General features: G+C 76.0%; 11 protein-coding genes. 7 read left to right on the top strand and 4 right to left on the bottom strand.

What is annotated here, in order from left to right:
- Nucleotides 1-10 precede the first annotated feature (10 nt).
- Nucleotides 11-595, top strand: coding sequence for a GNAT family N-acetyltransferase (locus ACZ7LB_RS17300; RefSeq protein ID WP_471469012.1), 585 nt, complete (start codon nt 11-13; stop codon nt 593-595).
- Between the two features lie 672 nt (nt 596-1267).
- Here the strand turns inward: ACZ7LB_RS17300 and ACZ7LB_RS17295 are convergent.
- Both ACZ7LB_RS17295 and ACZ7LB_RS17290 read right to left on the bottom strand, forming a co-directional pair.
- A complete protein-coding gene (locus ACZ7LB_RS17295; protein WP_471469010.1) occupies nt 1268-2107 on the bottom strand; it encodes a siderophore-interacting protein in 840 nt (279 codons plus the stop codon).
- Between the two features lie 314 nt (nt 2108-2421).
- Nucleotides 2422-3327, bottom strand: a complete 906-nt coding sequence (locus ACZ7LB_RS17290; protein ID WP_471469208.1) for a 5'-3' exonuclease — start codon at nt 3325-3327, stop codon at nt 2422-2424.
- Between the two features lie 192 nt (nt 3328-3519).
- On the opposite strand from ACZ7LB_RS17290, the gene ACZ7LB_RS17285 reads away from it, so the two are divergent.
- The 4 genes from ACZ7LB_RS17285 to ACZ7LB_RS17270 all read left to right on the top strand — a co-directional run bounded on the left by ACZ7LB_RS17285 (nt 3520) and on the right by ACZ7LB_RS17270 (nt 8979).
- A complete protein-coding gene (locus tag ACZ7LB_RS17285; RefSeq protein WP_471469009.1) occupies nt 3520-4608 on the top strand; it encodes a quaternary amine ABC transporter ATP-binding protein in 1089 nt (362 codons plus the stop codon).
- The gene (locus tag ACZ7LB_RS17280; RefSeq protein WP_471469007.1) at nt 4601-7219 is read left to right on the top strand and encodes an ABC transporter permease/substrate binding protein; all 2619 of its coding nucleotides are present in this window, start codon (nt 4601-4603) and stop codon (nt 7217-7219) included. The genes ACZ7LB_RS17285 and ACZ7LB_RS17280 overlap by 8 nt, the downstream gene beginning before the upstream one ends.
- Before the next feature lie 468 nt (nt 7220-7687).
- Complete coding sequence (locus tag ACZ7LB_RS17275; protein WP_471469005.1) at nt 7688-8257, top strand: helix-turn-helix domain-containing protein; 570 nt, start codon at nt 7688-7690, stop codon at nt 8255-8257.
- On the top strand, nt 8254-8979 hold the full coding sequence (locus ACZ7LB_RS17270) for a helical backbone metal receptor (protein ID WP_471469003.1): 726 nt from the start codon (nt 8254-8256) through the stop codon (nt 8977-8979). The genes ACZ7LB_RS17275 and ACZ7LB_RS17270 overlap by 4 nt, the downstream gene beginning before the upstream one ends.
- Here the strand turns inward: ACZ7LB_RS17270 and ACZ7LB_RS17265 are convergent.
- Nucleotides 8906-10063, bottom strand: a complete 1158-nt coding sequence (locus tag ACZ7LB_RS17265) for a TDT family transporter (protein ID WP_471469002.1) — start codon at nt 10061-10063, stop codon at nt 8906-8908. The genes ACZ7LB_RS17270 and ACZ7LB_RS17265 overlap by 74 nt on opposite strands.
- Nucleotides 10064-10133: 70 nt before the next feature.
- On the opposite strand from ACZ7LB_RS17265, the gene ACZ7LB_RS17260 reads away from it, so the two are divergent.
- Together ACZ7LB_RS17260 and ACZ7LB_RS17255 are read left to right on the top strand one after the other, a co-directional pair.
- Nucleotides 10134-11087 (top strand): LysR family transcriptional regulator, encoded by a 954-nt coding sequence (locus tag ACZ7LB_RS17260; protein WP_471469000.1) that lies wholly within the window; start codon nt 10134-10136, stop codon nt 11085-11087.
- 608 nt (nt 11088-11695) lie between these two features.
- Entirely contained in the window at nt 11696-12646 is a 951-nt protein-coding gene (locus ACZ7LB_RS17255) for a DUF2510 domain-containing protein (protein WP_471469206.1), read from the top strand.
- A gap of 12 nt (nt 12647-12658) precedes the next feature.
- Here the strand turns inward: ACZ7LB_RS17255 and ACZ7LB_RS17250 are convergent, their stop codons facing one another.
- A complete protein-coding gene (locus ACZ7LB_RS17250; RefSeq protein WP_471468998.1) occupies nt 12659-13861 on the bottom strand; it encodes an amino acid deaminase/aldolase in 1203 nt (400 codons plus the stop codon).
- Nucleotides 13862-15294 lie beyond the last annotated feature (1433 nt).

Below are 15294 nucleotides of genomic sequence, written 5' to 3'. Positions count from 1 at the left end.
GATGCGGGACATGCCCCGTCTGACGCGCCCCGTCCTCCCGCCCGGCACCCTCTCCCGTACCGGCCAGCCGGTGATCCCCACCGGCGACGGACTGGTGCTGCGGCCCTGGCGGCCCGGGGACGCGCCCGAGGTGTACGAGGTCTTCCGGGACCCGGCGGTGCGCCAGTGGCACAACAGGACCGCCGGGTCCGAGCGGGAGGCGCGCGACTGGATCGACGACTGGCGGCGGTCCTGGGAGCGGGAGCGCGCGGCCCACTGGGCGGTGACGGACGCGGACGACGACGGCCCGGTCCTGGGCCGGGCGGGGCTGCGCGAGGTGCGGCTCGCGGAGGGCACGGCGGAGGTCGCCTACTGGACGGCGCCCCGGGCGCGGGGCCGGGGGGTGGCGGTCCGGGCGGCGGTTGCGCTGGCGCGCTGGGCGCTGGACGGGACGGGGTTCCAGCGGCTGGAGCTGAACCACGCCGTCGCCAACCGGGCGTCCTGCCGGGTGGCGGTGAAGGCGGGCTTCGCGGCGGAGGGCACCAAGCGCCGGGCCCTGCTGCACCAGGACGGCTGGCACGACATGCACGCGCACGCGCGGGTACGGGGGGACTGAGCCGGGACGGGCCGGTGCTCCCGTTCGCCCGGGGGCCGGGAACCCACGGGCGCCGGTGCTTCCGTTCGCCCGGCGGGCCGGGAACCCACGGGGGCCGGTGCTCCCGTTCGCCCGCCGGGAATCCGTGGCGGTGCTCCTTGAGCCACGGAGCCACGGCTGGGGCGGGGCGGTCCGGGGCGGGCCGGGCGGGCCCGTGCCCGGCTTCGCCCGGGTGGTGGGGGGTGGGCGCCAAGGTGCGAGGGGGCCGGGCCGGCATCGGTGGCGAAGCGACGCCGGAGAAGGTCTCGCCCGGCCGAGGCCCCCGGCGAGCCGTGCCGGTCGCACGGGCGGGGCCGAGTACGCCGGTGCGGGTCTTGCCGGGTTTTGCCGGGTCGCTCCGGGCGGTCCGGGAACCGGTCGGGCCGCGCCGGTCGGGCGGGCGTGACGCCGCGCCCGCCCCGGAGGCACGGGCGCCGGGTGCCCTGGGAACAGGGCCCCGGCGCCCGTGCCGGGGTGCTGCCCGTGCCGGGGTGCTGCCCGTGCCGGGGTGCTGCCCGTGCCGGGGTGCTGCCCGTGCCGGGGTGCTGCCCGTGCCGGGGTGCCGCCCGTGCAAGACACCGGCGGTGGCGTCCCGGCCTCCGCCTCCGGCGTGTGGTGCCGGGGAGGCGGGGACGCCACCGCCGGTGGTGCGGGTCAGGCCGCGCGGGTCTCCTGCTCGGCCTCGACCCGGGCGTTCCAGTCCCGCTTCGACGCCTGCCAGCCGTCCTCGTTGTGGCCGAGGCGCCAGTAGCCGGAGATGGAGAGCGACTCGCGCGGAACGGCGCGCTCCACGCGGAGCAGCGCCCGCAGTTCCTTGACGCAGGCCGCCTCGCCGTGGACGAAGGCGTGTACCCGGCCCTCGGGGAAGTCCAGCGCGCGCACGGCCTCGACCAGGGCGCGGCCCACCGGACCGTCGCCGCGGTGCAGCCAGACGACCTCGATGTCGGAGTCGATCTTCTGCTCCTCCTCGGGCCCGTCGACCTCCACGAAGGCGAAGGCGCGGGCACCGTCGGGCAGCGCCTCCAGGGACCGGGCGATGGCGGGCAGCGCGCTCTCGTCACCGGCGAACAGGTGCCAGTCGGCCTCCGGGTCGGGGGCGTAGGCGCCGCCGGGGCCCAGGAAGCGGACGGTCTCGCCCGGCCGCACCCGCTGCGCCCAGGGGCCGGCCAGGCCCTCGTCGCCGTGGATGACGAAGTCGAGGGTCATCTCGCGCAGCCCGGCGTCCCAGTGGCGGACGGTGTAGGTGCGGGTCACCGGCCACTGGTCGCGGGGCAGCTCCTCGCGGATGCGCTCCATGTCGAAGGGCTCCGGGTAGACGGCGCCCTCGGCGGGGAACAGCAGCTTCACGTAGTGGTCGGTGCAGGTGTCCGCCGGGAGGGCGGCGAGTTCCTCACCGCCCAGCACCACGCGCTGCATGTGGGGCGTGAGCCGCTCGGTCCGTACCACCTGCGCGGTGTGGTGCCTGCGGGGCTTGCGTTCGGGACGGTCTGCCATGACGGCCTCCCTGCAACCAGAGTTAGGTTTACCTAAGTTAGCATTCCTCCCGCTCGGCGTGGCATGTGCCGGGTTTCCCCCGTACGGAACCCGAAGCGCCGCCCCGGGCCGGGGCACCGTCCGCGTCACCGGCTCCGCCGCCCGGGCCGGGGCCGCGGACGTCCGGGCCGGGGCGTGGACGGAACCAGGACCGGCACCCGGACCGGCACCGCCCTCCGGCGGGAACCGCCGCCCCCGCCGGGCCCCGGTCGCGGTTCCCCGGCCCCGGTGCTCCCGCCCCGCGCGGCTCCGGCGGCGCCCCCGGCCGGGGCCCCTCAGCCGGTCAGCGTCGTCAGGAGCCGCTCCAGTGATCCGCCCAGTCCCCAGCGGACCGCCAGCTCCTCCAGCGCCGCGGGGTCGCGAGGGGTGTGGGGCAGGGCGGTGTCCACGTCCGGCAGCGGCACGTCGTCGGCGACCCGGACCACCTTCGGGGCGACCGCGAGGTACGGCTCGGCCTCGGTGAGCCGCTTGCGCCGGGCGGGCGTGAGCTTCGCCGCCGGGTCCGCCGCGGCGGCGCGGATGCCGGCCAGGTCCCCGTACTCGGCCAGCAGCTTCGCGGCCGTCTTCTCGCCGATGCCGGGCACCCCGGGCAGCCCGTCGCTCGGGTCGCCGCGCAGCAGCGCCAGGTCCACGTAGCCGCGCCCGTCGACGCCGTACTTCTCGCGCAGCACCGACTCGTCGGTGAGCTGGAGCGTGCCGACGCCCTTGAGCGGATAGAGCACCCGCACCCCGCGGGCGTCGTCGACGAGCTGGTAGAGGTCCCGGTCGCCGGTGACGATGTCCACCGGGCCCCGGGCCAGCGCGGTGTAGGTGCCGATCACGTCGTCCGCCTCGTACTCCGGCACGCCGACCCGGGCGATGCCCAGCGCGTCCAGGACCGCCTCGATCACCGGCACCTGTGGCGTCAGGGTGTCCGGCACCTCCTCCTCGTCCGGGCCGGCCGGGCGCTCCTCGGCGACCCGGTGCGCCTTGTAGGACGGGATCAGCTCCACCCGCCAGCCGGGCCGCCAGTCGGCGTCCATGCAGGCGACGAGGCGGTCGGGCCGGTGGTCCCGGACCAGCCGGTCGATGAAGTCGAGCAGTCCGCGCACGGCGTTCACCGGCGTGCCGTCGGGCGCCCGCACGGAGTCCGGCACGCCGAAGTAGGCGCGGAAGTAGAGGGAGGCGGTGTCGAGGAGCATCAGTCGTCCGGTCACGTCCCGATCATGCCGCAGCCCCCGGCCGGACGGCGGCGGACATGTGAAGCGGGTCACTCATGTGTTTGGGTCCGAATGATCCGGGCAGGCGCGCAGCCGGGCCGAATCTTGGTTGAGCACTTCAACTGTTAGCAAGGCTTCGGACCCGAGTCCCTGTCCCCGATCCAAGAGGTAAGCGTGTCAGCGAGGCTAGAGGCCGAGCACCTGTACAAGGTGTTCGGGAGAAAACCGGACCAGGCGGTCGGACGACTGCGCGAGGGAGCCGACCGGGAGGAGCTGCGCGCCGACGGCACCACGGCCGCCGTCATCGACGCCTCCTTCACCGTGGAGCCCGGCGAGATCTTCGTGGTCATGGGACTGTCCGGGTCCGGCAAGTCCACGCTGCTGCGCATGCTCAACGGACTGCTGGAGCCGACCGCCGGGCGGGTCCGCTTCGGCGGCCAGGACCTCACCGAGATCGGTGAGCGCGGTCTGCGCGAGGTCCGCTCCCGGCGGATCAGCATGGTCTTCCAGCACTTCGCCCTGTTCCCGCACCGCAGCGTCCGCGACAACGCCGCCTACGGCCTGGAGGTGCAGGGCGTGCCCCGCGCCGAGCGCGAACGCCGCGCCGACGAGGCGCTCGCCCTGTGCGGCCTGGCCGGGTGGGAGAAGTCCTGGCCCGACGAGCTGTCCGGCGGCATGCAGCAGCGCGTGGGACTGGCCCGCGCCCTGGCCACCGACGCCGACCTGCTGCTGATGGACGAGTCCTTCAGCGCCCTCGACCCGCTGATCCGGCGCGACATGCAGGACCAGCTCATCGAGCTGCAGAAGACCCTGAAGAAGACCATCGTCTTCATCACCCACGACCTCAACGAGGCCATGCGCCTGGGCGACCGCATCGCCGTCATGCGCGACGGCCGGATCGTGCAGCTCGGCACCGCCGAGGACATCCTGATCCGCCCCGCCAACGACTACGTCGCCTCCTTCATCCAGGACGTCGACCGCTCCCGGGTCCTCACGGCCGGGGCCGTCATGGAGCGCGAGCTGCGCGGCGACGAGGCCGACTGCGGCTGCGAGACGGCCACCACCGCCACCCCGTTCACCGAACTGTGCGCCATCAGCGCCCGCGTGCCCCATGCCGTGGCGGTGCTCGACGGTGAGGGCACGCTGGTCGGCGTCGTGCGGCGGCAGCGGCTGGTCGGGTTCCTCGGCGACGAGCAGAACGGCCCCGGTGTCTGCGACACCCCGGGCGGACAGGGCTCCGGGAAGGTGATGGCCCGTGCCTAGAATCCCCCTCGGCGACTGGGTCAACACCGTGGTCGACTGGCTGCTCGACAACGTTTCCTGGCTCTTCACCTTCTTCAAGACCGTCTTCACCGGCGCCTACGACGGCATCAACGCCGTCCTCCAGGCCCCCGAACCGCTGCTGCTCGCCGGTATCTTCGCGGTGCTCGCCTTCTGGCTGCGCGGCGCCTTCGCCGGTGTCCTCTCCTTCCTCGGGTTCGCCTTCATCGACTCCATGGGGCTGTGGGAGGACTCCATGGTGACCCTGGCCCTGCTGCTGGTCGCCACGATCCTCGCGCTGGCCGTCTCCGTGCCGGTCGGCATCTGGGCGGCCCGCTCCGACCGGGTCAGCTCCTTCGTCCGGCCGGTGCTGGACCTCATGCAGACGCTGCCCGCGATGATCTACCTCATCCCGGCGATCCTGTTCTTCGGCACCGGCTCCGCGCCGGGCATCGTGGCCACTCTGATCTTCGCGCTCGCCCCCGGTGTGCGCATGACCGAGCTGGGCATCCGCCAGGTCGACAAGGACCTGGTCGAGGCCGCCGAGGCGTTCGGCACCAGCCCCCGCAACACCCTGCTGCGCGTCCAGCTCCCGCTGGCGCTGCCCACGGTGATGGCGGGCGTCAACCAGGTCATCATGCTCGGCCTGTCCATGGCCGCCATCGCCGGCATGGTCGGCACCGGCGGCCTCGGCGGCGCCGTGATGGAGTCCATCGGCCAGCTCAACGTCGGCCTCGGCACCGAGTCCGGCCTCGCCATCGTCATCCTCGCGATCTACCTCGACCGCATGACCAGCGCCCTCGGCACCCAGGTCTCGCCGCTCGGCCGGCGCGCCGCGGCCAAGGCGCGGGCGGCCCAGGGCCTGAGGATCTGGTCCTACCGGCCCCGCCCGCAGGTCGCCGTGGTCGGCGTCGTGATCCTCGGCCTGGTCGCCGGCGGCATGGGCGTCTTCGGCGGCGGCGGCGGTGACGCCGAGGCCTCCACCTCCCGCGGCAACGTGGGACAGGGCAAGAAGGTCTCCATCGGCTACATCCCCTGGGACGAGGGCGTGGCCTCCACCTTCCTCTGGAAGGAGATCCTCGAACAGCGCGGCTTCCGCGTCGACGCCCGCCAGTTCGAGGCCGGACCGCTGTTCACCGCCCTCGCCCAGGGCACCGTCGACTTCCAGACCGACTCCTGGCTGCCCACCACCCACGAGCAGTACTGGAAGAAGTACGGCGACCGGCTCGACGACCTCGGCGCCTGGTACGACGAGACCTCCCTGGAGCTGAGCGTCCCCGCCTACATGGAGGACGTCGACTCGCTCGCCGACCTCAAGGGCAGGGCCGGCCTCTTCAAGGGGAGGATCACCGGCATCGAGCCCAGCGCGGGCGAGATGCACCTGCTCAAGAGCAAGGTCCTCAAGGAGTACGGCCTCGACGGCGAGTACAAGGTCGTCGACAGCTCCACCCCGGCGATGCTGGCCGAGCTGAAGCGGGCCTACGCCAAGAAGGAGCCGATCGTCGTCACCCTGTGGTCCCCGCACTGGGCGTACAACGACTTCCGGCTCAAGAAGCTCAAGGACCCCAAGGGCGCCTGGGGCGAGGGCGACGGCGTGCACACCCTGGCCCGCAAGGGCTTCGCCGGTGACAACCCCGTCGTCGCCGACTGGCTGAAGGACTTCTCCCTCACCGAGAAGCAGCTCACCAGCCTGGAGGCGGAGATCAACAAGGCCGCCAAGGGCAAGCAGCAGGACGCCGTGCGCACCTGGCTCGGGCAGCACCCCGGCCTGGTCGACGAGCTGGCCCCGGTCGCCGGCGGCTCCGGCGACACCCCGGCCGAGGCCAAGCGCACGCTGGACGTCGCCTGGTTCCCCTGGGACGAGGACGTGGCCGTCACCCACCTCTGGAAGAACGTCCTGGAGCGGCGCGGCTACAAGCTGAACCTGAAGCAGATGGACGTCGGTCCCGTCTACACCGGGCTGGCCTCCGGCGACCTCGACCTCAACTTCGACGCCTGGCTCCCGCACGCGCAGAAGAACTACTGGGACAAGAACAAGGACAAGCTCACCGACCTGGGCACCTGGTACGAGCCGACCTCCCTGGAGATCGCCGTCCCGTCCTACGTCAAGGACGTCAGGTCCCTGGAGGACCTGAAGGGCAAGTCCGGCCTCTTCAAGGGCAGGATCATCGGCATCGAACCGGGCACCGGCGAGATGAACCTGCTCAAGAGCGACGTCCTGCCCGGCTACGGCCTGGACAAGGAGTACAAGGTCGTCGACGGCTCCACCCCCGCGATGCTGGCCGAGCTGAAGCGGGCCTACGCCAGGAAGGAGCCGGTCGCGGTGGTCCTCTGGTCGCCGCACTGGGCCTACAGCGAGTACGAGCTGACCAAGCTGGCCGACCCGAAGAAGACCTTCGGCGAGGGCAACACCATCCGCACCATCGCCAGCCGGAAGTTCCCCTCCCAGTACCCCGTGCTCACCGAGTGGATCAAGAACTTCCGGATGAGTGAGGACGAGCTGGGCAGCCTGGAGGCCGAGATCAAGAACCGCGGCCAGGGGCAGGAGCGGCAGGCCGTCGCGGCCTGGCTGGAGAAGCACCCGGACATGGTCGGCCGGATGACCCCCCGGTAGACCGCGCACCGACCCGCCGTCCCGAGGGGCGGGCCCGCCCGTGCCGCCCCACGGCGCGCGGCCGGGCCCGCCCCTCGGCCGTACCCGTGCCCGCGCCCTCGGTCCCGCCCCGTGCCCGCCGCCGTCCTCGGCGCCCCGTCCCCGGGGGGCCGATCCGGACAACCACGGAGCGCTACGCTCCGCCGGTCGCTCCGCCGCCCGGCCGGACCGGGCCGGGCGGGAACACCCGGGAACACGGGGGACCGTCCAGGCCCTGGACCCGGGGGTACCCGGCCGAGGGCGGCGCGGACCGCCCCCGGCGTGGCGGGAACCGCGGGGTCCGGCCCGCCGCGAACCGGCCCCGATGCGCAGGCCGCGTGTGACGGTTCGACGAAGATGCGTAGGGTGCAGGGAACGCGCGGGGCACCGGACGCCCCGAGGACGCGGTACGGGGCCAGTACGGTGGCGGTGGAGGAGGGAGCCGGAGCCATGGGTGACCACAAGGATCAGCCCCTTCGGGTGGGCGCGGCCGTACGGCGCCGGCGCCGGGGCCTGGAACTCACCCTCGCCGTCGTCGCCGAGCGCAGCGGCCTGTCGGTGCCCTTCCTGAGCCAGATCGAGAACGACCGGGCGCGGCCCAGCCGCGCCTCCCTGGAGAAGGTGGCCGACGCCCTGCGCACCACCGCCGTGGAACTGCTCGCCGCCGCCGACCCCGCGCGCAGTGTCGACGTGGTCCGCGCCGAGGACCCCGATCCGGGGCACGCCCCCCGGGTGCGTTCCCTGGTGCGCGGACACCACCAGATGCACGCCTCCGAGTTCACCGGCGACCACGACGCGGGCCGCGAGCTGCGCAGCCGCAACGACCAGCTCATGTTCGTCACCGAGGGCGCCGTGGAGATCGAGGCCGAGGGCCGCGCCTACCGGCTCGGCCGCGGCGACACCCTGTACCTGACCGGCGGGGTGCGGCACCGCTGGCGGGCCACCGTGCCCGACACCCGGCTGCTGGTGGTGGCCGTCTCCGAGCACATCGAGGCGGTACCTGACCGCCCCCAGGCATGAGGGTCGTCTCCCTGGTGCCGTCGCTGACCGAGGCGGTGGCCCGGACGCTGCCCGGGACCCTGGTCGGCGCCACCGACTGGTGCACCCACCCGGCCGGACTCGACGCCGTCCGGATCGGCGGCACCAAGAACCCGGACACGGCCCGGATCACCGCCCTCGCCCCCGACCTCGTGATCGCCAACGAGGAGGAGAACCGCGCCCCCGACATCGCCGCGCTCCGCGCCGCGGGCCTCCCGGTCCTGGTCACCGACGTGCGCACGGTCCCGGAGGGGATCGCCGAACTCGACCGGGTCCTCACCGCCTGCGGCTCCCGCTCCCGCCCCCGCTGGCTGGACGAGGCGGAGGCCGTCTGGTCCGCCCCGCCCCTCCCCGCCCCCGGCGACCGCGTCACCGCCGTGGTGCCGGTCTGGCGCCGCCCGTGGATGGTCCTGGGCCGCGACACCTTCGCCGGTGACCTGCTCGCCCGGCTCGGCGTCGCCAACCTCCACGCCGGCCACGCCGAGCGCTACCCGAGGATCCCGCTCGCCGAACTGCGGGCCGCCCGCCCGGACCTCGTGGTCCTCCCCGACGAGCCCTACCGCTTCACCGCCGACGACGGCCCCGAGGCGTTCCCCGGGCTGCCCTGCGCCCTCGTCGACGGCCGGTCCCTCACGTGGTACGGGCCGTCGCTGGCCGAAGCGCCCCGGCGGCTGGCCGCGGCCCTGCGAGCAGCACGCCGCTGACCAGCCCCCGCGCCGTGCGGACGGCGGCGACCGCCCAGGCGGCGACCAGGAGCGCGAACAGGGCGGCCGCCAGCGCGCCGTAGACCGTCAGCCCGGTGCGCAGGGCCAGCGCCTCCGCACCGGTCACACAGGTGCCCACCGGGAAGGTGAACGACCACCACGTCATCGAGAAGCCCATGCCCCGCCGCCGGGCCCGGACCACGTGCGCGCCCGCCAGGCACAGCCACATCAGCGCGAAGCCCATCACCGGCACCCCGTACAGCACGGCCAGCACCCCGAAGCCCGTCGCGTACGGAGCGGGCACGACCCCGGGCGCCGCGTCCGCGAAGCGCCCCGCGGCCGTGGTCGACTGCCCGAGCGGACCCAGCACCAGGAACAGCGACGGGGTCAGCGCCAGCGGCAGCGGTCCGCCGGTGAGCAGCCTCCCGAAGACCACCGGCAGCGTCACCAGGGTGGCGAGCAGGCTCAGCCCGAACATCGCGACACAGGCCAGCAGCAGCGTCGCCCGGGGCTGCCCCGCCGGGAGGTACGGCACCAGGACGGGCCCCACGGCCGCCGAGACCATCGGCGCCACCAGCGGCAGCAGCCACACCGGGCTGGCCTGCCCCGGCTCGATCCGGTGCCGCACGGCCATCAGATACGGCACGGCCACCGCCGCCGCGAGCCCGACGGCGGTACCGGCGGTGAACAGCACCGCGTCCAGGGCCACCGCCGCCGGCAGCCCGATCCAGTCCCGGCCGACCGCCAGGGTGCCGCCGCCGACCGCCAGCAGCGCCATCGACAGGCAGCCGTAGAACGGGGCCGCCCCCGGGTCCAGGAGATGCGCGCGCGCCCGGTCCCCGTGGTGGCGCCAGTGCAGCGACCGGGCGGCCAGCAGCACCACCAGCATGACCAGCGACAGCGCCCACAGCGACGTGCACAGGACCCGCAGGCCCGGCACCCGCCAGGGGAGCCCGGCGCCCGCCGTGCCGACGATGGAGGTGCCCATGACGCACGCGTACCAGTTGGGCCCCAGATGCCGCACCGCCGGGACCCGGTGGACCGGGGCCGGGCGGACGGGCTGGGGCAAAGCTGCGGTGACCATGACTCCACGGTCGCCGCGGCCGGAGCCGCTGACCAGGGACCATGCCCCTATGAGGGCATAAGCTGACGTTATGAGCAGGAGTGTGAGGGACGGCAGGGAGGGCGGACAGGACGGTCCGCAACGGCACGCGCCGGGTTCGCTGGCGCACCGGGTACCGGACCTCGGGGCCCTGGAACTGCTGCTGGCGGTGGCCCGCCTGGGCAGCCTCGGAGGGGCCGCGCGCGAGCTGGGCGTCACCCAGCCCGCCGCCAGCAGCCGGATCCGTTCCATGGAGCGCCAGCTCGGCGTGGCCCTGGTGGACCGCTCGCCGCGCGGGTCCCGGCTCACCGACGCCGGGGCGCTGGTCACCGACTGGGCCCGCCGGATCGTGGAGGCCGCCGAGGCGTTCGACGCGGGGGCGCAGGCGCTGCGGGACCGGCGGGACTCGCGGCTGCGGGTGGCGGCGAGCATGACCATCGCCGAGTACCTGCTGCCGGGGTGGCTGGTCGCGCTGCGCGCCCAGCTCCCGGACACGGCGGTGTCACTGCACGCGGGGAACTCCGCGACGGTCGTGGAGCGGCTGCTGACCGGCGAGGCCGACCTCGGGTTCGTGGAGGGGGTGAGCGTCGCGTCCGGGCTGGACTCCGTGGTCATCGCCCACGACCGGCTGATCGTGGTGACCGCCCCCGGCCACCCCTGGGCCCGCCGCCGGCGCCCGCTCGGCGCGGGGGAACTGGCGGCGACCCCGCTGATCCTTCGGGAGAAGGGCTCGGGCACCCGCCAGGTCCTGGACACCGCCCTCGGGGGACTGGCCAGACCCCTGATCGAGCTGTCCTCCACCACCGCGGTCAAGGCGGCGGCCGTCGGCGGCGCGGGCCCCGCCGTCCTGAGCGAACTGGCCGTCGGCGAGGAGCTCGCCATGCGCCGCCTGGTGCGGGTCCCCGTCGCGGACATCGCCCTCGCGCGCGACCTCCGGGCCGTCTGGCCCACGGGCCACCGCCCCACTGGCCCGGCCCGGCAGCTCCTGTCCCTGACCCGGGCGTAGGGGCGGGGCGGGACGGGGCCGCCGGGGGAGGTCCGGTCGGTCCGGCGCCCTTCCGGCCGGGGCGACGGCCGCCCCGGGGCCGGGGCGGCTTCGGCGGGCCGCGGGGCGGGGCCGGGCCGGTGGCCGGGGCCGGTGGGCCGGTCACGCGGACGGGTCGCCCGGGTCGCGGGCCGGGAACCCCGGCCGGTGCCGGACGCGGGCCGGGGCGGGGGACGGGGCGGGGGACGGGCCGCCGTCGGACGCGGGCGCCCGGGAGGGCCCGGCTCCGGGCCCGTCGAGCACCGGGCGATGATGACGCCCACCCACCGGTGCGGCGCCGCCGCCGACGCCGGAGACGCACCCGGCCCGGAGACGCACCCGGCCCGGGGGCCGCCCGGCCCGGGGGCCGCCCGGCCCGTCGCGCCCGCGTGCCGGGCCGGAGGGCGCGGTCCCGGCGCGCTCGGCGGCGCACCATGGCGTACGGAGCCAACCAGTCCGTTCCGCAAGGGTGTTGGCGTGCTCCGGGCCGGTTCCGAGTGCGTTCCGTAAAGGGTTGGCGCGAACCCGCGCGGGTGCGGGGCATACCGCTGTGGCCACTCCGTGCGCCGCCCTACAGTGCCGGGATGAGCATGACGCCCCCGCCCGGCTGGTACCCCGACCCCACGGCCCCGCACCGGGAGCGCTGGTGGGACGGCGCGGCCTGGACCGGGCACCGCCGCGCCCCCGGGACCTTCGGACCGCCGCCCGCCCCAGCCGCGCCCCCGGACCCCGGCGGCCCCGGGCGCGGAGGCGGCGACGCCACCGGCCGGGCCAGGGCCGTCGCCGTCGCGGTCACCGCCGCCGCGGTCGTCACCGCCGTCGTCGTCACGGCCGTCGTCCTGCTCGACCGCGACGGCGCCTCCGGCGCCGGGGGCACGCCCCGCTCCGGGCCCGCCCCCGTCGCCACCGGCTCCCCGGCGGGCGAACCGCCCACGCCCTCACCGTCCCCCACCGGCCCCGGGGCCGGGGACCCGACCGTCGTCGAGGACCAGCTCAACGGCATCACCTTCCCGCTCCCGCGGGGCTGGACCCGGCCCCGGTACACCGCCCGGGACGACGTCATGATGACCACCGACGGCACCTACGACTGCCCCGGCGACAGCGGCGTCTGCCACCACGGCCTCGTCGTCTCCCGCACCGTCACCGCCCACGCCGAGGCCACCCCCGGGGAACTCGCGCTGGAGGACATCCGGGAGGCCGCCGACGACGCCTACGACGAGGACCTGGTCGGCCGGAAGCCCTACGGGGGCATCGTCTCCCACCGGGTCGTCGGCTCCGGCCCGGTCGCGGTCGCCGGACGCGCCGGGTACTACGTGCGCTGGCGGGTGACCACGGCCAAGGGCCCCGGCGGCTACGTGCAGTCGATGGTCTTCCCCTCGACCCTCGGCACCGAGTCCCCCGTCCTCGTCCGCTACGTCTTCGACGCCGGGGAGGACGGACCGCCGCCGGCCGGGATGGACCGGATCACCAGGGGCATCCGCCCCATCGGCGACGCGGCCACCGGCGGCGGGGTCGGAAGCGGCATCGACCGTCCCCGGTGACCCCGCCGCGTCCTACAGGAAGGCGCGGCCCTCGCCCCGGTAGGTCGGCACGGCCGCCGTCACCCGGTCCCCCTCCACCAGGTGCAGGGTGTCGAACCGCTCGCACAGCTCCCCGGCCTTGGCGTGCCGGAACCACACCCGGTCCCCGATCAGCAGGTCGTCGGCGGGGGAGCCGAGCAGCGGCGTCTGCACCTCGCCCGCGCCCTCCAGCGGGTCGAGGCGCAGCCCCGGCGGCAGGTACGGCACCGGCGACCGGTCCGGCCCGGCCGCCCCGGAGGCCGGGTAGCCGCCCCCCAGCACCGTCACCGCCCCCACCCCCGGTCTGCGCACCACCGGCTGCGCGAACAGCGCCGCCGGACGGCCGGAGAACGACGTGTAGTCGTCGAACAGCCGCGGTACGTACAGCCCCGACCCGGCGGCGACCTCCGTCACCGCCTCCTCGGCCGCCGTGTGCTGCACACTGCCCGTTCCGCCCCCGTTGACGAACTCCAGGTCCGGCACGACCGCCCGCACCGCGCGCACCGCCGCCGCGCGCCGCACCGCCAGCTCCCGCCGGGCGGCGGCCTGCATCAGCCGCACCCCCCGCGACCGCAGCGGCCTTCCCGCCACCGCGTCCCCGACCCCGGCCACATGGCCCTCGTACGCCATGAGCCCGACGACCCGGAAACCCGGCCGCCGGGCCACCGCCCGGGCCAGCTCCGCGAGCTGCGCGGGGGAGTGCAGCGGGGAGCGGCGGGCGCCGACCCGCAGCCGGCCGCCCAGCAGCCGCAACGAGGTGTCCAACTCCAGGCAGACCCGGACCACTTCACGTCCGCCGCCGCGCGCCCCGTCGATCAGCGCGAGCTGCGCGAGGTCGTCGACCATCACCGTCACCGAGGCGGCCAGCGCCGGATCGGCGGTCAGTTCGGCGAAACCGGCGCGGTCCGCCGAGGGGTAGGCGAGCAGCACGTCCCCGATCCCCGAACGGGCCAGCCAGAGCGACTCGGCGAGCGTGAAGGACATGGCGCCCGCGAAGCCGTCCCGGGCCAGGACCCGTTCGATCAGCGCACGGCAGCGCAGCGACTTGGTGGCGACCCGGACCGGCTTCCCGCCGGCCCGGCGGACCAGATCCGCCGCGTTGGCGTCGAAGGCCCCCAGGTCCACGATCGCCACGGGGGCGTCGAGGTGGGAGGTGGCCCGGTCGTAACGGGCCCGGTCGGCGGCGCGCGTGCTCATGGGCGCAGCCTGCCAGACCGGGCTACCGGAGGGTAGGGGGATGTTCCGGGCCAATGCCACGGGCGCGCGGACCGGTTCCCCCGGGCGCCGGGGCACGCCGTAGAGTGACGCGCACGCGCGGCGGAACGGCCCCGGGCGGGGTTCTCCCGGGAATCCGCGCCGGGATGACGGTCCGTCGGCGCGGGTATGCGTGCCCGGACGGCCACTCCGCGCCGGGCCGGGGGCGGTGGAGCAGCGGCCCGCGCCGGAGACGGCCGGGCCCGGGGAAACGGGGGGTGCATGACCACCAACGCGCGCCGCACCGCCCTCCCGCCACACGCGAACACCACCACCCCTCCGCTGCCGGCGTCCCCCGGTTCCGGTGCCGTGTCCCTGCCGGGTGCCGCTGTCGGCGGCCCGCCGACGGGCCCGGGCGGCTGCCCCGACGCGGGTGCGAGGGGGGAGCGGGGCCCCGGTTCCGGTACTTCTACTTCGCCGTGCTCCGGGGCGTCCCCCGGGGCTGGCGCTCCGGCCGCGCCGGCCACTCCGATCGGTTCGGTCACCCCGGTCACTCCGGTCACTCCGGTCACTCCGGCCACTGCGGCTGTGCCGGTCGCTCCGGCCGCTCCGGTCGTCGGTGGGCCTGCGGGCGCGGACGGCCGCGCGGTTCCCGGGGCCGCGGCGGAGGGGGCCCGCGGGCGTCCTGCCGTCGGCCGGTCGTCCTCGGCCGTTCCGCCCCGGCCGACCGGCTCCGCCGGTGCGGGGGCCCGGCCGGGCGGCGGCCCCGTGGGCTCGTCGGCGGTCCCGGCGGTCCGGGCGGTCCCTGCGGTCCCTGCGGTCCCTGCGGTCCGGGTGGCCTCCGGCGGACGGGAAGAAGTGGTCTCCGGCGGACGGGAAGCAGGGGCTTGCCCCGGCTCCGGGTCCGCCTCCGGTGCCGGGTCCCCGGCCGTACCGCCGTCGCGAGGGGCGCTGCCCGCCGCCCTCACGGGCGCCGAGGCTCCGCCGGGCGCCGTGGCCGGTGGCATACCGACGGCCCGGGACGGCCGCCCGGTCCTCCGCGCGGCGGGGCCGGCACCCGTCGCCCTCCCGTCGCCCCCGGACGCGCCGCGTCCCCCCGCGCCTCCCGGTCCCGGGGTACCGCCCCGCCCGGACCGGCCCCCGGCCACCGGCGCGTCCGGCGGGGACGGCCGGACCCCCGCCGCCCCTCCCGGGGACCGCGCGGTCCCCGGGGCCACCGCCCCGGGACGGCCGCCCCGGGCTCCGGACACGCGGAGCGCCTCCGGAGGTCGTCCCACCCCCGACGGCTCCGGTATCCCCGGGGACCCCGCCGCGCCGGGCGGCTCCGGCACCCCCAGGAACCCCGCCGCGCCGGGTGACTGCGGCACCCCCGGGGACCCCGGCACCTCCGACGGCCCCGCGCGGGACGGCGCCCCGTGGCCCGGTCCCGGCGGCGC

This window comes from Streptomyces sp. NPDC107521, from assembly GCF_055598485.1.
The sequence above is the reverse complement of the archived record's forward strand: the minus strand, read 5'-3'. Positions and strand labels throughout refer to the sequence as shown.